Genomic DNA, 17,283 nt, shown 5'->3' with positions numbered 1-17,283 from the left:
GCGCTCACCCCGCCACCACGGACACCCCGTGGTCCGCCAGCGTCAGGCTCACGGGGGCGCCCACGTCCAAGGGCGACTTCACCAGGGGCGAGACCACGAAAATCTCGCCCAGCGCGCTGGCGAAGGTGTATTCCATGATGCTACCCAGGTAGGTGCGCTTGGTCAGCCGCGCGGCCACGCCGGTGGCGGTGGCGGGCCCGATGACCCAGGCCTCGGGCCGCACCGCGATCTTCACCGGGCCGGAGGCCAGCGAGGCGGGAGACGGCACGCGCAGCGGGCCGAACTCGGCATGGCTGGCGCCCGCCGGGCCGCCGGCGTGGTTGCGGCCCTCGAACAGCATGGCCTCGCCCATGAAGCCCGCCACGAACTCGGACGCGGGCTGCTCGTACAGCTCGCTGGGCGCGCCGCGCTGGGCGATGGCGCCCTTGTTCATCACCACGATCTGGTCGCTGACCGCCAGGGCCTCGCTCTGGTCGTGGGTGACGTAGGCCACCGTCAGCCGCAGGCGCTGCTGCAGCGTGCGGATTTCCTCGCGCATGGAGCGGCGCAGGCGTGCGTCCAGGTTGGACAGCGGCTCGTCGAACAGCAGCACCGCCGGCTCCAGCGCCAGCGCCCGGGCCAGCGCCACGCGCTGCTGCTGCCCGCCCGAGAGCTCGTGGGGCCTGCGCAGGTCCAGGCCGTGCAGGCCCACGGTGTCGAGCATGGCGCGCGCCTTCTCGCGGGCCGGCCCCTTCTTCATGTCCGACATGGCGAGGCCATAGCACACGTTGTCGATGACGTTCATGTGCGGAAACAGCGCATAGCTCTGGAACACCAGGCTCACATTGCGCTGCGCGGGGCCGAGGGCGGTCACATCCTGGCCTTCGATGAGGATGCGCCCCGAGGTCGGGGACTCGAGCCCGGCGATCATGCGCAGCGTGGTCGTCTTGCCGCAGCCCGAAGGGCCCAGGATGGTGGTGAGCGTGCCGCGCGGCACGGTGAAGCTGATGTGGTCCACGGCCAGCGGGTCATGGCTGCCGGGGCCATAGCGCTTGCTCACGCCCTGGAATTCAATGCCGTGGGAATCGGGGTTCGTCATGGTGGGCATGCGTGAAGGTGTCCGAAAGCCTGTTCAAAGTCCTGCTGGAGCCGCGCGAGCACTTTGCCGGGATGCGATGCCAGGTCCGGGACTGGTGGGTGAAAAAAACCGAAAGCCGGCATGGGGGGACGGCATGCGCTCAGCCCCAGGCCAGCAGGGCGTCCACGCCGATGACCTGGCCCTGGTCGAGGCGGTTGAACAGCGTGACCTCGGCGCCCATGGCCTCGGCGATCTGGCGGCAGATCGACAGCCCCAGGCCCACGCCGCCCTTGCCGGCGGAAAACGGCTGGAACAGCCGCTGGCGCACGGCGTCGTCGATGCCCGGGCCTTCGTCCCACACCAGCACCTCCTTGTGGCCAGTGCTGTCGCGCAGCAGCACGCCCAGCCGCCCGTGCGCGGGCGTGTGGTGGATGGCGTTGGCCAGCAGGTTGCGCATGAGCTCGCCCAGCAGGGCGGCGTCGCCGGGGGCCCACAGCGCCTCGGGGCCCTCGAGCGCGAAATCCAGGCGCTTGGCGGCGATCAGCGGCGCCAGCTCCATGACGGCCTCGCGCGCGATGGCGTTCAGGTCCACGCTGGGCAGCTCGCCCACACGCTTGAGCTGCTCCACCTTGCTCAGGCTCAGCAGCTGGTTGGCCAGGCCGGAGGCCCGGTCCACCGTGTGCAACATCTGGTGCAGCGCATCGGCGACCAGCACGTCGCCGGAAATGGCCGACTGCAGCTGCGTGCGCAGCACCGCCATGGGGGTGCGCAGCTGGTGCGTGGCATCGGCCAGAAAGCGCCGCTGCTCGTCGATCCAGCGGCTCTGGCTTTGCTGCAGCTCGCCAAAGTGCCGCACGGCGGGCGCCAGCTCCGAGGGGCCTTCGTCACCGTGGCCCGGGTTCCCGGCGCCCGGCCGGGTGAGCGACACATCGGCATGGAGCAGCCAGCCCGATGCCACGCGCGCCACCACCACCACCATGGCCGTCATGGCCAGCGCCAGCAGGTACATCCCGCCCACGCCCGCCCCGCCGACGGCCAGGCTGGGCAGCCGGGGCGCGCGTTCGCTCCAGGGGCGGGCCACCTGGCGCACCACCATGGGGGCGGCGCCCTGCCCTCCTTGCGCAGCCGGGGGCGGGTGCAGCGTGACCCCCACGCGCACCAGCTGGTCCCCGGCCTGCGCCAGGTAGAAATGCACATTGCCCGGGCCCAGCGCGGCTTCGGCGGGGGGCACGCGCGGCAGGGCGGCGCTGCCGGCCAGGCGCTCGCCATCCAGGTTGCTTTCGCGATACCAGACCGGCGTGGAGCCATGCGCCGTGGGCAGTGTGTCGGGCGGCGCCACGGGCCAGTCCGCCAGCGCCGCGCGCAGTGCCTCGTCCTGCGCGGCGGCATCGTGCCGCACCTGCTGTGCCACCTGCACCAGGGTGATCAGCGCCACCAGCGCCCACAGTGGAACCAGCAGCCACACCAGCAGCAGCCGGTGCAGCGAACCGCCCCGGGGGCGCCACGGCCGCCACCACGTGCGCACACTCACCGGGGTACCCCGCCCTTGTCCGATTTGTCGCCCTTTTGCGCGGCCATGCTGTCGGCGTCGCACAGCAGGTAGCCCACGCCGCGCAGGGTCACGATCTCGGCATTGGTGCCCACCAATTTCTTGCGCAGGCGGTGCACCACCACCTCCACCGCGTCGGCCTGCACCTGCTCGCCCGTGTCGGCGAACACCTGCGTGCGCAGCTCTTCCTTGCTCACCACGCGGTCGATGCGCGACATCAGGAGCCGCAGCAGCTCGGCTTCGCGCTGCGACAGGTCCAGCGGCAGCGCCTCGTTGTAGAACACGCCGCTGGCCGGGTCGCGGTAGAGCGCCCCGCAGCGCAGCTGCCCGTCGCGCCCCACCCGCCGCGTCAGGGCCCGCAGGCGCGCCACCAGCTCGTCCAGGTCGAAGGGCTTGGCCAGGTAGTCGTCGGCCCCGGCCTCCAGCCCGGCCACGCGGTCGGTCACCGCGGCGCGGGCCGTCAGCGCCAGCACGGGCGTGGTGCTGCCGCCGTCGCGCAGGCGCCGCAGCACCTCCAGGCCGTCCAGGCCCGGCAGCGACAGGTCGAGCGTGATCACGTCGAAGGCCGTGCGCCGCGCCGCGGCCAGGGCCTCCTTGCCATCCGCGCAGCACAGCACCTCGAAGCCGCGCGCCACCAGGCTGCGGCTCAGGGCGCCGGCCAGGTCAAAATCGTCCTCCACCAACAGCAGTTTCATCCCGCGATCATGCCCTCCCGCCGGGGGGCCGGCCACTGTGCTTCTACGGAGGCCGGGTGAAAGCAAGTCGAAAGCGTGCGGAGCGCGGCGCGGGCGGGCGCGGCCCACGGTGGGTGAAACCCCGCCAGCCCGCACAAGGGCCTGTGCTGCCCGCCGCGCCCTGTCCCTTCTCTAGGCCGTCCGCGCCTCGATCCGCCTTATTTCCTGAACCGCCAGTTCCGTCAAAGCCCGGGCGCTGAACGGGCGGCCGATCAGCACCGTGTTGTTGTTGTCGGAGGACGCGCACAGCTGGATGCGGTCGGGCTCCCCGCCGGCATCGAAGAGGACGCGGAACACCCGGGTGCTGCGCGCCGGATGCCATTCCACCTTCTGGTGAAAGTAGGTGCACGACACGGCGTTCGCCAACGGCTGGGGCACCAGCCCCAGCGTGTTCACCAGCAGCCCATGAAGTGCTTCGCGGTTCATCTGCGTTCCGAAAGAAAGAAGGCCTGCCGGGCACCTTCGGCGGTGGCCTGAATCGGCCCGCAGGCCTGGACGAACGTGGGCAGCACGAAGATGAAATCCAGCAACCGGGCACCTCGCGCAAGGGGTTGGCGGAATGGTGCGGCGTGCGCGGGCGGCAGCTTGAGCCGGCAGGCCGGTGACGTCAGCGCTGCCCGTGGCGCTTGCCGTCACGGCGCTGCAGCCGCTGGAAGGCCACCATGGCCATCCACACCGCCATGGCCATCAACGCCCACTCGGAAAGGGTTGGTATGGAAGAAGCCGCCACCGCGGCAGACCACACCAGCGAAACAGGGATTGCAGAAGAGGTGCTGGTATCGCTGCCGGCGAAGCCGCATGAATCTGCCACGCCTGCGGTGGAAACGGCGATCCCGCTGCAGAACATGTTGTGCCTTGCTGATGTGGTGCTGGTCTCAAAGAAGGAAAACCGGTCACCGATGCCGTGGGGAGCCGTGCCAGAAATCCAGCGCTGGATCAGAATGTTCACACCCGTGATCGCGCCGCTCGCATCGGTCGTGACGCGGAAGTTCCAGACCCGGATGTTCGGGTCTGAATGGGTGTACGTGGTGAGGCCATCTGAAAAACTGAAGGCCGAGACCAAGGCGCCCAACTGTGCAGACGCCAGGTTGGCGGCCAGCGGCGCGGTGGTCGTGAACGAGCCAGACGTGTTCATCGCCGTGGTGAAGTTCTGGCACGGTGGCGTGCCGCACACCGTGAAGTTTGTGAAACCCGTGTAGTTGCCCGCCGCGGTGGCCACGTAGGTGGTGGACTGCGCTTGAGCCGCCCCCGCAGCGCCCAGCAAACAAGCAAGCGATCCCAGCCACTTCCAGACGATCTTTTTGAACATTTTGGTTTCCACGGTTGGTGAGCACGTTGCGCCGTCCCGGGCACTGGGTCCCCCTTGACTGCGCCGAGCGCCGCCCATGCCAGCCTCGGCGCCTCAGCATGTTACCCGTGCGGGCCGCGCGGTTGCGCCCTGGATCCGGGCCCGGCGTATCCCGCTTGACCCGCCTTTGCTCCAGGCACCGTGACCGGTCTTCTGACCGGCATCTTTGAATTCGTCGCTGAAGTGCCGGTGTTCAGGTGCCAGCGCGCCAAGCTCTGGAGAGCCCGTTTTTCGTCCTGATCAAGGCAAGGCCCCTTGGGTTGGCTGGCGCCAAGCGTGCCCCATCCGTCAAGGCCTGCCACGGTCAACGCGATGCCGGGATGTCATCGATTGCTATATTTACGATAGCTGCCAGCGCTTGATGAACAGGCGCAGAAGTTCAAAAACATGTTCGATTGCCGGCCTCCATCGGAGGCAGCACATCGACCAGCAGTAACCCCCCCTGGTTTCACACTGGAAGCACCCCAGCGAAACCACCGAAAACCAGAAGGGGATGAGGAAGGCAAGCCATGCGACAGCCTCGCAGGCAATTGTCCCCGACACGCTTTATGGAAACACGCACACGCCCAATGACTGACTTTTGGCCCGGTACATGGCGGTGTCTGCAGCGCGCAGGTAGTCGTCGACCGTCGCCAGCGTGGATGCGCTGCTGGCCAATCCGATACTCGCACCACTGATCACGGTGTGCCTGCCAATCACGTAAGGCACTTCCAGGGCGGCGGCAATCTGCTCCGCGCGTTGGCTGGCTTCAGCGGGATCAATGGACTCCAGCAGCACATTGAACTCGTCGCCACCCATGCGGGCGACCAGATCCCCCGTCCGCACGCAGGATTCGAGCCGCCGTGCCACCTGTTGCAATAGCTGGTCGCCCACGTGGTGCCCGTAGCTGTCATTGACGGCCTTGAAACTGTTGAGATCCAGCAGCAGCACGGCGAACATCGTGGCTCCATCGCGTGTCGGCATGCCACCACCGTTCGCCACCTCGTTTTGGTGCAGCGCGATGAGATGAGCGAGGCGATCGCGGAACAATGGCCGGCCGGGCAAGTTGGTCAGCGCATCGTAGGAACTGCCACGTTCGGCCAGATCGCTCAAGGAGCCCGCCATGCGCACCGCAACGCCGTCTTCGAACTCGGCGAGCCCGCGCCAATTGACCCACACCAGCCGCCCCGCCCCGTGGAACGCGCGGAAATCCACCGAAAAGTTCGGGCTGTTCCCCGATAGGTGCCTGCGGTAGGCCTCCTGCACGCGCCCGCGATCCTCGGGATCGATGAGCTGCTCAAGAAAGCGCCAGCCTCCGCTATGCACAATATCGGCGCTACCCAGCCCGACGATCTGGAGAAAACGCCCGGACACATGCAGGGCATCCGTTCGCAAGTCCCAATACCAGATGCCGTCATTGGATCCGCGCGTCGCCAGCGAATAGCGGTTTTCGGAGCGCAACAACTCGAGTTCGGTGTTCTTCTGCTGGGTGACGTCGATCATCAGGCCGATCATGCGGTTCGGCCGCCCCGGCTCGACCACTGCACGGCACAGATCGCGCACCCATACCACCTTGCCAGACTTGGCAATCAGCCGGTAGCTCATCTCGTAGGCATGGCTGTGCGTGGCGCTATAGGCGGCATCGTCGATCACCAAGGCCGCCTCCAGATCATCGGGATGCACATGCGCCCGCCAGAAGCCGGGGTCGGCCCGCCACTCCTCCACGGAGTAGCCGAACAACCGTTCGACCTGCGGGCTCAGAAAGGTATTGCCCACGCCGATTTCAGCTTCCCAAACCACGCCATCAATGGTTTCCAGCAAGCGCAGAAAGCGCTGGCGAATTTCCACCAGCACCTGCTCGGTGACCTCGGTGATCTCGATCAGGACACCCTGGCGGCTGACTACCCGATCCGCCGCATCCGTCTCCGGGTGGAGCTGCAGACGCACCCAGCGATAGTCCGCATCGGCAAAGCGCAAGCGGAACACCGGCATGCCCGAGCGCATGGTGCCGATGTCGTCGGGATGCACGAATTCAAGCAAAGACCTGCCAAGCGCCGCCGCCACCGAATGGCCGGTGAGCTTGTGCCACGCCGGATTCAGATAAGTGATCTCCCACAGCGCATCGGTTTGCACCACCGCCTCGGGTAACAGTTGCAGCAGCTTTGCGGACGGCGTGGGAGTGGTGGGCATGCAGGGCTGTTGCAAAAAGGGGGGCAAATACATCCAACGGATAGCAAAATCAACCACGTAAGATCAAGTATGGCACGGGTTTATGGCACTTGCGGCCCCGTTGTTTCGGTGGTTTGGTGCAGCGATAGGGTGCAAGCCAGCAACGCCCTCCCCCTGCGGGCGCTCGTGCACATCACGACGGCATCGCCCGTCAGAACGCCACGTTCACGCCCACCGTCAGATTGCGCCTTACCAACGGCACGGCAGTCTTGACAAAGGATGTAGGTGCGTAGGCCAGCCAACCCGTCCGGTTGTCGGCCTTGAGGGTGCGACTGCCACGGCGCACCGCTGCTGAACTGGCTGTGGGCGGTCGGACACCTTGTACAGCAGCGGCTTGTGCAGCGCTCAGGCCCTGCAGCGTCATCTGCTGGACCATCTTCAGGCGACGGGCAAACGTAGGTCGGGCGCGCTTATGGGTGTTCATTCGGTTGGGTGTCCTGAGTCGATTGGGTGTTTGGCGACTTCCAGTCTCTCAAACCCAATCCGGATGAACACCGGATACAACCTATTGAATCCTCACATCTAGCCAGGGCGGCCATGTGGTTCTTCAAACCGAGGCAGCTGCCGCAGTTCTTCGACCCGCATTCCCTGTTTGCTCATCACGCGCGGCACCAAGAACGCTCTCCACCGCTGCTCAAATGCGTCCACCTGCTGCTGGTAGCGCGTGTGGCTGTCCACATCTGTGCCGGCGAGCCGTTCGCCATATAGCGCCAGCGCCAGGCCGGGTGACAGCCATGACCATGCCGACACCTGTTGGGCTTGCCGTACACGGCTTTGGCGGAACTGTTCCACCAAGGGCTGCAGCGTTTCGTCCTGGTCCAGCACGCGCACTACAAAGCTGGCGGGCCATGCAGCGGGCTGTTGCGCGGGGATGTGCGGGTGTTCGTCGTACCAGGCTTCGGCCAGCGCCTGCTCGTTGTCCTCGGCCTGGTGCTGTGCGTCGCGCAGGGCCACCACGGCTGACAGGCGCGATGGCAGGGGCGCGGCTTTTTGCGCCAGCAACACCAGACCCGCGGGCACGGCAAACGTCAACGCCAGCCACAGCCCCAGCGCAGCCAGTATGCTGGTGGCGCCGCTGATGGGCAGGCACGACAAGATGCCGCCCAGTGCCACCCACAACGCGCAGAACGCGCCCAGCGCGGCAGCCCACTGCAAGGCGACCGCAGCGGTGGCACCAGGGTCCAGCAGCAGCGCCGGCATGGTGGCTGCCACCGCAACCATCCACAGCGCCAGCAGCCTCCAGCCCAGAGCGGCGAGCAGGATGGGGCCGATGCCGTAGTGCGACTGCACCCGCAGCAGGCCCAGCCGGCCCTGCTCACGCTCTTCCTGCAGCAGCCCGGCGCACAGCACCAGGGCCACCAGCGGCAGCAGCAGCGCCACCATGGCTGGCAGGCCGGGCAAACCGGTGTCCGTGAGCAAAGGGTTGCGCAGCGGACCCGGGTCGCGCGAATCGACATGCCGGGTGTCGAGCGACGCCTTGGTGCGCGACGGCAAGACCTGCAGCCGCTGCACGCCCAGCGCCAGGCCTGCCTCTACCGGCATGCGGGTGACGCCCAGATCGCTGCGGCCCAGCTGGTAGGTGGCGGTGGCACTGGCCGCGCTGGGTGCGGGGCTGGCCTGCAGGCGCAGTTGCTGGGCGTGCAGTTTGTCGGCGAATGCGGTTTCGTCCTGCGCTGCGGCTTGGCGCCAGGCTCGGGCGTCCAGGCCCGCCACGGTGGCAGAGGCCAACAGCACCAGCAAAAGCGCAGCCAGCGCCCACCACGCCACGGGTTGGCGGTACAAGCGCAGGCCCTCGGCCTGCCAATGGATGAGGCGTGGATATGGCATGCGACGGGTTGTGGTTGTAGTGGTGACAAGGGCCGTCAAGGGTTCAGCCTCCTGGCGCCCAGGCAGAGTGCCGTCAGGGCCGCCAGCAGCCAGGCCGCCAGGGCAGCCCAGTCAGCGGCGCTGTGGCGCAGCGCAAAGCCGATGCCGGGTGGTGTGTAAGTCCACTCCGGAATCGCCTGCCACAGCGCGTTGCCTGCGTAGCGGCTCTCGAACGAAGTGACCCCCTGGGTAGCTTGCAGGTCCCATTCGTCCACCAGGGTGGTGAAGCGCTCGCGGTATTGCTCGGCGGCTTCTTCAAAGTGCTGCTGGTGGGCCAGGTCGGTGCCCGCCAGTGCGCTGGTCACGGCCCGCATCGGGGCGTAGGGCGATACGGCGGTCAGCCATCGCAGCAGGTATTGCTGCTGTGCCTGCGTGTCCCACAACTGGCCGAAATGGAGTGCGTACACCTTGGTGGCATACGCATCCCTGAACAGGCGGCGCTTGGCATTGGCGCCAAAGGGCAGGTCTTCCAGGCGCGCCACGCCGTTGTCGGCCAGCAGTTGTGCGTCAAACGCCTTCATGCGCTGGGCGGCGCTGCCCTCCCCCGGCAGGCCCTGGTCAATGTCGCGCTGGATACCGGCCCAGAACGCCTCGCCCGTGGGCAGTGGCGCCAGCGCCTCGACCGTGGACGCCGCCAGGCGCGGCACGATGAACACCCAGCCCACCCACAGCGCCAGCAACACCAGCAGCGCGCCGCGCGAAGTGCGACACCTGGACGACACCCCGACCGTGACGGCCGCCCAGGTGGCGTAGTACGCACCGAGCGCCGCCAACAGCATTGCGGCCTCAGCCGCACCCTGCCGTGCAGCCAGCAGCCAGCCTGCAACCAGCGCAGCGGGTGCCAGCACCAGGGCCACGCTGGCACACAGCCCCAGCCACTTGCCCAGTACCAGCGGCACGCCGCGCATTCCACACGCATGCAGCATGCGCAGGGTGCCCTGCTCCCGTTCTTGCGTGACAGAGCCATGGCCCAGCACGGCGAGCAGCAATGGCACCAGCGCCAGCAGCACAAACGCCGGGGTGAAGTCGCCCAGGCCCATGGACGGGGCGGCGTCAGCGGCGGGTGCGTGCAGCGCCATGTTGCGCTTGTGCGGCTCCAGCCACAGCGCCTGACCGGTGCGCGCATGGATGCCAGGGTCTACGCTGGCCAGTGGCAGTTGAGGCTTGAACGCATACAGCCCGAAGTGCGCTGCACGGTGGGGGTTGCGGTCGCCCTGGTGATCCCACTGCGCACGCGCGGCGGCCTCGACCTGATGGCGCTCCTGTTCTGCCACCTGGCGCTGGTGCACGGCCGACACCAGCACGGCCGCCAACAGCAGTACCAGCACCAGCCCGAGTCCCGACAAGCGCCCGTCGCGCAGCAACGCGCGCATCTCCTTGGCGGCGATGGATGCGATCATGGTGCGGTGTCCTCCACCACGCCGCGCGCATGCTGCAGGTAGATGCGCTCCAGCTCGTTGTGGGCGATGTCGTGCGCGGCAAACTCCGCCACCAGGCGCCCTTCGCGAAGGATGCCGATGCGGTCAGCCACCTGAATGGCATTGAACAGGTCGTGTGTGGCCATCAGCACGGCCATACCGCCCTGTTTGGCCTGGAGCACGCTTTGCGCAAACTCGTTGGCAGCAGCAGGGTCCAGCCCGGAGGTGGGCTCGTCCAGCAGCATGGCACGGGCACGGCGCGCTTTGGCAATCGCCAGGCCTACCTTTTGCCGCATGCCCTTGGAATACCCGCCAACCCGGCGGCCCTGTGCATCGGGTGCCAGGCCCGACGCTGTGAGCAGGTCGTGCGCTTGCGCGCTGTCGAGTGCAATGTCTGACAGCTTGCAGAAGTAGCGCAGGTTCTCCACCCCCGACAGGTAGGGGTACAGCGCCACGTTCTCGGGCAGATACGCCAGGTGAGCGCGTGCCTGCTGCGGCTGCAGCGAGGCGTCCACCCCGTTGACCAGTGCCTGGCCCGACGCGGCGGGAACAAAACCCAGCAGCGCGTTCAGCGTGGTGGTTTTGCCCGCGCCGTTGCCGCCCAGCAGCGCATACACGCTGCCCGCCGTGACCGCTAGGTTGAGCGCCTGCAGCGAGACCTGGTCGCCCCGTCGGATGGTGAGGGCGCGGGTCTCAAGAATGGCCGCGGCTTCCATCAGAAGAAGTAGCGCAGTGTGGCGCCAAACGTGCTGCGGGGAAGGGGCGACATCATCAGCCCTGCGGCACTGCCGTAGGCGATTTCGGTGCCGTAGCGGTGGGGCTGGAAGGTGGCGTACAGCGACAGCTGCGTCTGCTTCCAGTCGTACGTGGCGCGCAGGTCATAGCGCGTGTACAGAGGCATGGTGCGCTCTTGCGTGGCGGGCGTGCCCACGTAGTACGGCATGTCCGCGATCAGGTAGGCATCTGCATTGAGTGTGAGCTGGCCTTCGCCCAGCCGCAGCTTGTGCTGGGCCCCGGCCTTGAGTTGCGTGGCAGGCACCGTGAGCTTTGCACCGGTATTGGGTGCCGGGTTGTCCACCTTGGCCTCCAGGATCTTGCCGATGCTGGCGTACACGCTGGTGGCGCTGCTGGCGCGCCAGCGGGCTTCCAGCTCCAGCCCTTTGCGCGTGGTCTCGCCCACCGATTTGAAAGAGCCATCGGCCTGACCCACGATTTCGTCGGAATTCTGAATGGCATACCCCACGCCCGACACTGTCCAGCCGCTGGCAGGCGATGCGGTGAAGCCCAAGTCGAACGAACGCACCTTGCTAGGCGCGATCTGGCTGATGACACCGCCTGTCGCACCCAGCGGGCCGGTGGCGCCGCTGCTGCTGATCTGCTCGGCCGAAGGCGACCGCATGCCTTCGGCCACGTTGGCAAACAACTCCACCTGCGGTGTGAGCGACCACGACGCGCCCAGCTTGGGCGTGAACACGCCCTTGTCGTAGCCGGTGCTGGCCGCGGGCAGCTTGAGGTTGGCGATGTCGTAGTCAAACCGGTCGTAGCGCGCACCGGCGCTCAGTTTGAGGGTATCGGTCACGCGCCACTGGCCCTGCGCAAACAGCCCGTAGGTCAGCAGGTCCAGGTCTTGCGCATTGACGTAGCTGGCCGATGGTGCGCGGTTGACGTAGATCTGGCGGTAGGCGTCGCCACGGTCCTTGCGCAGCTCGGCGCCGAAGGCAATGGCGGCGTTGCCAAACGTGGTGTTGTGCAGCACGCGCGCGCCAAAGATGTCCCGGTCGTCCACGCCCACCGTATGGTGGGTGGCGTTGGCCGTGATGCCGCGTTTGCGATTAAGGCTTTCCGCATAGGCCGTGGCATACCATCCCGCCTCACCTTCGGCCGGGGCGCGGTTGAACACCAGGCTGGTACGCCGCGCATTCCCGAAGCCGGCGTTGTTTGATTGGGTGGAGCGTGGGTCCAGCCCAGCTTCCAGCGCGGGCAGCAGCAGATACCCAGGCGCATCAAAGTCGGCCACGTAGCGCATCACGCGCAGGCTGTATCGGGCGCCTTGGTGCTGGGTAGACAGCTTCCAGAACAACGTGTCGCGGTCGGTGCGGGACGCATAGCGGTAGCCATCGTTGTGGTACACATCGGCCATCCACAGCGAGTCGATGGTGGAAAAGCTGGTGGGAATGGTGCTGGACAGCACCAGGGTACTGCGGCGCAGGCCATGGCGCTCGGCGCTGATACTGACGCTAGACGGCGTGGCACTGCCGCCGTTGCGGGTGCGGATGTCAACAGCGCCTGCGCGGTTCTGGTCGCCATACAAGGCAGAGATAGGACCTTTGATGACGTCCACGCCGTCGATCAGGTCGGCGTGGAGCCATTCCAGAAACACCGGGCCGTGCCCTGCCCCACCCTGGCTGGACGGAATGTTCTGCGGCACACCGTCAACATACACGGCGGTATCGGCGCCGTGCGTGCCCTGGGTGGCAAACCCGCGCATGCGAAATCCGTTGCCGGTTTCGCCCTGGTCGATGTTGTTGGCCAGCACGCCGGGCACGCGGCGAAAGATGTTGGAAATATCGCGGCCAACATTGGTGTTGGCAATGTCGTCCTGGTTGAGTTGCTGCACCGTTGCGGGGAGTGCGCCTGGCTGGAGCGTGACGGCAGCGCGTTCGCCGGGCGTGCGCGTGGCGGGGGCGGTCGTGCCCAGCACGTCCACTGCCGCAAGAGCGCGTGCGGGCTGGGTGATTGCTTCTGATGCGGAAGCTGCGGCAGGTTCCTGTGATGTCTGTGCATGGGCCCACGGCACCAGTGCCGCCGCCAGTGCGGCAGCAGTGAGCTTGGCAACGGGCTTGCGGTTGAGCGCAGCACGGCTGCGCGATGGAGAAGGGGAAAAACGGGTTGGGTTCATGGCGGGTTTCGTCAACGGACGATTTGGGGTACGGGCACGAGTACGAGCGCGCGCACGCGCTGCCCAACCGCTGAGGGATCGGCGGCAGTCAGAGTGCGCTTGGAAGTACGTGAGCGAGTGAGTGAATGGGGCTGGGCAGGCCGCGCAATGCGGCCAGCTTTTAGAAAGCCACCTTCACCCCTACCGTCACGTTGCGCCCCATCAGCGGCGCTGCGTTTTTGATGAAGCTGGTGTGTGCATACGCCAGGCGGTCCGTCAGGTTGTTCGCCTTCAGATACACCTGCCACGGCGTGCCGCTGCTGAACTGGCCGTTGTAGCTCACCCCGAGGTTCAGCATGCCGTAGCCCGGCGTCGTGGTTTCGAACTCCGCCACGCGGTTCTGGCGGGCCACCTGCACCCATTCGACCAGGCCTTCCCAGGCGTTCCAGTGGGCGTCCAGGCGGATGCCCGCGCGCGTGGCGGGGATGCGGGGCAGCAGGCCGCCGCCGTCGTTGAGCCGGGCGCGCACGGTGTCGCCGAACAGGGTGATACCCAGGTTGCGGTTCAGGCGCTGGCGCACCTGGCCTTCGATGCCGGTGAAGGTGGCGTCGGCCTGGCTGTACTGCAGCAGTTGCAGCCCGTCCATCGCATCGAGCGTGCGGCCGTAGATGTAGTTGTTGATGCGGTTGCGGAAGATGCTCACGCCAAAGGTGGTGTCGCCGCTGGTCTTCCTCAGGCTCACATCGATGTTCTGCGAGATCTCGGAGCGCAGGTCGGCGTTGCCGCGCTCATACGTGCTGGTGGCCATGTGCAGGCCCTGGGCGTACAGTTCTTCGGCCGACGGCGCGCGGCTGGCGCGGGTGAACGAGGTGCCTACCTGGTAGCCGGGCGTGAATTTCCACACCGCGCCCAGCGATGCCGACGTGCCGTTGTGGCTGCGCTCGATGCCGCTGGCCTGGGCCTCGGCGGTCTGGCGGTCGTGGCGCAGGGCGGCTTCGAAGCGCCAGTCTCCCACGCGGTATTCCTCCAGCGCGAAGAAACCCAGCTTGCGGGTGACCGTGGGCTGCACATAGGCCTCTTCGCCCTCGGCGCTGAACTTGCGCTGCGAGGTCTGCAGGCCGACCACGCCCTTGAACCCGGCCAATGGCTCGTGCTGCAGTTCGATGCGGGTGTCGTAGGCCTTGTTCTTGAAGGTGGTGCTGATGGCGCCGTCCTCGACCTCGTCGTGCACATAGTCGGTGACGCCGGCGCGCAGGCGCAGGGCCGAGAAGCCGGCGAAGGGGTTGCGCAGCTCGCCCCGGATGTCGAAGCGCTCGCTGCGCAGGTCCACCACGGGCACGTCGCCATGCTCTTCGGCGCCGTGGTCGTGGCCGTCTTCCCCTTCACCCGCGTGGGCGCCGCAGTGCAGGTGGTCGCCATGGGTGTGGCAGCCCTCGAAGCTGTGGTTGTGGCCCGGCAGGCCGTACTTGGCGCTCTGGCGCGTGTAGGCGGCGCCCAGGTAGCCCTGCTCACCCACCCACGACAGGCCGACGCTGCCGGTGTTCGTGCGGTTGAAGCTGCCCAGCACCTTGCGGGCGGGCTCGCCCTCGGGGGCCCAGCCCTTGCCCACGCGGTAGTCGCCCGCGTCGCGCGCCACGCCTTCCACGTGCACGGCCAGGTTGCCCGCGCCGCCGGTCAGCGAGAAGGCCCCCGCCCCTTCGCCCGCGCCGGTGTTGGCGCGCAGCTCGGCGCTGCCTTCGTAGCCCTTTTGCGGGATGGCGGTGGGGATCTTGCCGTCCAGCACGTTGACCACGCCGCCGACGGCGCCGTTGCCGTAGACCAGGGCCGAGGGGCCGCGCAGCACCTCGATCTGCGTGGCGAGCAAGGGCTCGGAGACCACGGCGTGGTCGGGGCTGATGGTGGAGGCGTCGTGCAGCTCGGCGCCGTCGCTCAGCACCTTGACGCGCGGGCCGTCCATGCCGCGGATGATGGGGCGGCTGGCACCGGCGCCGAAGTGGCTGCTGGTGATGCCGGGTTCGCTGTTGAGCGTCTCGCCCAGCGTGGCCTCGCGGCGGCGCACGAGCTCGTCGCCCTCCAGCACGGTGACGGGCGTGGTCATGTCGCTGGCGCCCAGTTGCAGGCCGCTGGCCGACACGGTGACGGACGGCAGGCTGGGCGCTGCCTCGGTGGCGGGCGCGGCCTGCGCGTGGGCGCTGCCCGCGCCCGACAGCGCCAGCATGGCGGCCAGGGCCACGGGGTGGAGGGCTGGACGGGCGCGCCGCGCTGGCGCGCAAGGGGCAAAGGAGGTGTGGATCATGGTGATGCTTGCAACAGGGGGCGCGCCGCGCCGGCCAGGCGTGCAGCGCGCGGCTTCACGCCACGGGGCGGGAAGCCATGAATAAAAAATGCCTCCAGCGCTTGATGGTCAAGCGCTGGCAGCTATGAAATCAGGAGTTCTGATGTAAACGAAGCACGGGGTGCGCCGTGGGGGAACCTGCTCCGGCGGCGTTCGCGGCCCTGCGGCAGAGGCGGGGGCGGCCGGCGCGTGGAAAAGGCCCGGGGCGTGGTGCTTCAGGCCCGGCCGGGCGGGCCGCGCGCCTGGAACAGCGCGACATGCGCAATGGCGACGCGCCCCGCGGGGTCGGTGGACGGTGCCTGCGCGGGCACCGCATGGGGCAGCGCCAGGGGGGCGCTGTGCAGGGCATCGCCCAGCGCGAGCTGGTCGAGCACGAGGCAATCGACGGGAGCGTGGTGGCCTAGGAGCAGCGGCAGCAGCAGGCCGTGGCCGTGCCCGTCGCCGCTCGCCGAAGCGGCGGCCCCTGGTGCAATGGACGCCGCGGATGCGGCGGAAGACAGCGCCTGCCCCGCATGCACCCGGTCCAGCGCGCCGCCGTGCACCACCTGGTGCAGGCGCCCGAGCGTGGGCACGGCCACCAGGGCCAGCAGCAGCCAGGCCAGCGCCAGCCGCACCACCTGCGACGGCAGGCGGTGGCTCCCCCGCCCTTGCCCGCGCGCACCCTGCCCCGCGCCGCGCAGGGCATGCGGCCGCGTGGCTGGTCGGGGGCGGAAGGTGGAGGTCACGGTAAAAAAAATAGGGGGCGGGGGCGGCGCGGACAGGCAAAGCGCCGGCAACCTGCGATTATTTCACCGGCACGGCCTCGACCACGCGGTAGTACAGGCCGTACTGGTCGTTGTGGAGCACGGTGAACCTGCCTTCGACCACCACGGGCTCCAGCGAATAGCGCACGGGCGTCTTGGCCTTGACCTCGACCATGCTCTCGGGCCCGCCGGGCAGGCAGAACGAGCAGGTCAGCGGCACCGAGGTGAGCAGGAAGTGCGTCTGCGTGGCCTTGGCGTCCAGCGGCATCATGAAGCCCTGGATGCGCTGCGTGGTCTTGTCCATGCCCTTTTGCGCGTCGTTGAACACGGGCAGGATGCCGTCCTTGGTCGTTTTCTTGGTCAGGTCGGTCAGCACCGACCAGGGGATCACGTCATTGCGCTGCGGCAGCGGCGCGATGGGACTGTTCGGGCTGTGGTAGCCCGCACCGGAGCCCGACGGCACACCCGCCACCGGCGCACCCCCAGCCCCCGCCGGCAAGGGCGAACTGAGCGCAGGCGCCGCGGAAGGCTGGCCCTGTGCCAGGGCGGTGCCGGAGATGCCGACACCCAACGCCAGCGCCAAAGGCAGAGCGACAGAGCGCCCGGGCACAAACCGAGGCAACAAACGATGGTGCATAAAAATCCCCTTCCGTGAACGCCCCGTGCGCACAGGGCCAACTGTTCCATGACCGCATCAACGCCGTCGAGGAACCACTTGACTCCACCCGACCTTATTTGCGGCTGCGCCCGACAAAACCGGCGCGCCCCCATGCCAGTGCCCCCGTGGGACCGGCTCCGCAGGGCCACCGGGGCGTCCCCCCTCAGGGGGGAAGGCGCGCAGCGCCTCAGGGGGGAGCTTTAGTGCATGTGGCGCATGCCGCAGTATTTGCCAATGCCCAGACCCTTGCACGCGGCCTGGAGTTCCTTCTGGCAGGTGTCGTGGCCCTTGCCGGCCTCCAGGCACTTGGCGGCGGCCTCGTGCGCGGCGGCCATGGCGCGGTGGCGCTCGGCATCGGCCTTGGTTTCCTTGTCGGAATGCGCGCCCTGGGCATGCGCCAGCGCGCCCGCCAGCAGCAGGGGCGCCAGGGCCAGGGCGGTGAAGAGCTTCTTCATGGTGAACCTTTCGAATCGGTGGGTCGGAAATGGA

The 17,283-nt window shown here is 67.9% G+C and carries 15 protein-coding genes; all 15 read right to left on the bottom strand.

Going from position 1 to position 17,283, the window contains the following annotated elements; all coding sequences use genetic code 11:
- Positions 1-4: 4 nt before the first annotated feature.
- The 15 genes from AC07OD_RS23680 to AC07OD_RS23610 all read right to left on the bottom strand — a co-directional run bounded on the left by AC07OD_RS23680 (position 5) and on the right by AC07OD_RS23610 (position 17,249).
- The gene (locus AC07OD_RS23680; RefSeq protein ID WP_218295026.1) at positions 5-1,078 is read right to left on the bottom strand and encodes an ABC transporter ATP-binding protein; all 1,074 of its coding nucleotides are present in this window, start codon (positions 1,076-1,078) and stop codon (positions 5-7) included.
- A 139-nt stretch (positions 1,079-1,217) separates the two neighbouring features.
- Complete coding sequence (locus AC07OD_RS23675) at positions 1,218-2,588, bottom strand: sensor histidine kinase (RefSeq protein WP_494598192.1); 1,371 nt, start codon at positions 2,586-2,588, stop codon at positions 1,218-1,220.
- Positions 2,585-3,301 carry a response regulator transcription factor gene (locus AC07OD_RS23670; protein WP_218295027.1) on the bottom strand — a complete coding sequence of 239 codons (717 nt, stop codon included), beginning with the start codon at positions 3,299-3,301 and terminating at the stop codon, positions 2,585-2,587. The genes AC07OD_RS23675 and AC07OD_RS23670 overlap by 4 nt, the downstream gene beginning before the upstream one ends.
- A gap of 171 nt (positions 3,302-3,472) precedes the next feature.
- On the bottom strand, positions 3,473-3,766 hold the full coding sequence (locus AC07OD_RS23665) for a hypothetical protein (protein WP_218295028.1): 294 nt from the start codon (positions 3,764-3,766) through the stop codon (positions 3,473-3,475).
- Between the two features lie 181 nt (positions 3,767-3,947).
- The gene (locus AC07OD_RS23660; protein ID WP_494598191.1) at positions 3,948-4,649 is read right to left on the bottom strand and encodes an IPTL-CTERM sorting domain-containing protein; all 702 of its coding nucleotides are present in this window, start codon (positions 4,647-4,649) and stop codon (positions 3,948-3,950) included.
- 585 nt (positions 4,650-5,234) lie between these two features.
- A complete protein-coding gene (locus AC07OD_RS23655) occupies positions 5,235-6,857 on the bottom strand; it encodes a PAS domain-containing protein (protein ID WP_494598190.1) in 1,623 nt (540 codons plus the stop codon).
- A gap of 190 nt (positions 6,858-7,047) precedes the next feature.
- On the bottom strand, positions 7,048-7,320 hold the full coding sequence (locus tag AC07OD_RS23650) for a hypothetical protein (RefSeq protein ID WP_494598189.1): 273 nt from the start codon (positions 7,318-7,320) through the stop codon (positions 7,048-7,050).
- Positions 7,321-7,418: 98 nt separating this feature from the next.
- Positions 7,419-8,723: a DUF3526 domain-containing protein gene (locus AC07OD_RS23645; RefSeq protein ID WP_369642449.1), complete on the bottom strand. Its 1,305-nt coding sequence runs from the start codon at positions 8,721-8,723 to the stop codon at positions 7,419-7,421.
- 35 nt (positions 8,724-8,758) lie between these two features.
- Positions 8,759-10,162, bottom strand: coding sequence for a DUF3526 domain-containing protein (locus AC07OD_RS23640; protein ID WP_494598188.1), 1,404 nt, complete (start codon positions 10,160-10,162; stop codon positions 8,759-8,761).
- Positions 10,159-10,896: an ABC transporter ATP-binding protein gene (locus AC07OD_RS23635; protein WP_218338594.1), complete on the bottom strand. Its 738-nt coding sequence runs from the start codon at positions 10,894-10,896 to the stop codon at positions 10,159-10,161. The genes AC07OD_RS23640 and AC07OD_RS23635 overlap by 4 nt, the downstream gene beginning before the upstream one ends.
- On the bottom strand, positions 10,896-13,079 hold the full coding sequence (locus AC07OD_RS23630; RefSeq protein ID WP_494598187.1) for a TonB-dependent receptor: 2,184 nt from the start codon (positions 13,077-13,079) through the stop codon (positions 10,896-10,898). Before AC07OD_RS23630 ends, AC07OD_RS23635 begins: the two co-directional genes overlap by 1 nt.
- 160 nt (positions 13,080-13,239) lie before the next feature.
- Entirely contained in the window at positions 13,240-15,354 is a 2,115-nt protein-coding gene (locus AC07OD_RS23625) for a TonB-dependent receptor domain-containing protein (protein WP_494598186.1), read from the bottom strand.
- A gap of 254 nt (positions 15,355-15,608) precedes the next feature.
- Positions 15,609-16,118 (bottom strand): hypothetical protein, encoded by a 510-nt coding sequence (locus tag AC07OD_RS23620; RefSeq protein WP_494598185.1) that lies wholly within the window; start codon positions 16,116-16,118, stop codon positions 15,609-15,611.
- 58 nt (positions 16,119-16,176) lie between these two features.
- Complete coding sequence (locus AC07OD_RS23615) at positions 16,177-16,773, bottom strand: DUF3299 domain-containing protein (protein WP_218338597.1); 597 nt, start codon at positions 16,771-16,773, stop codon at positions 16,177-16,179.
- 221 nt (positions 16,774-16,994) lie between these two features.
- The gene (locus AC07OD_RS23610; RefSeq protein WP_218295037.1) at positions 16,995-17,249 is read right to left on the bottom strand and encodes a hypothetical protein; all 255 of its coding nucleotides are present in this window, start codon (positions 17,247-17,249) and stop codon (positions 16,995-16,997) included.
- Positions 17,250-17,283 lie beyond the last annotated feature (34 nt).

The organism is Acidovorax sp. GW821-FHT10E03, from assembly GCF_059415205.1.
This window is presented reverse-complemented; position numbering and strand designations above follow the sequence as displayed.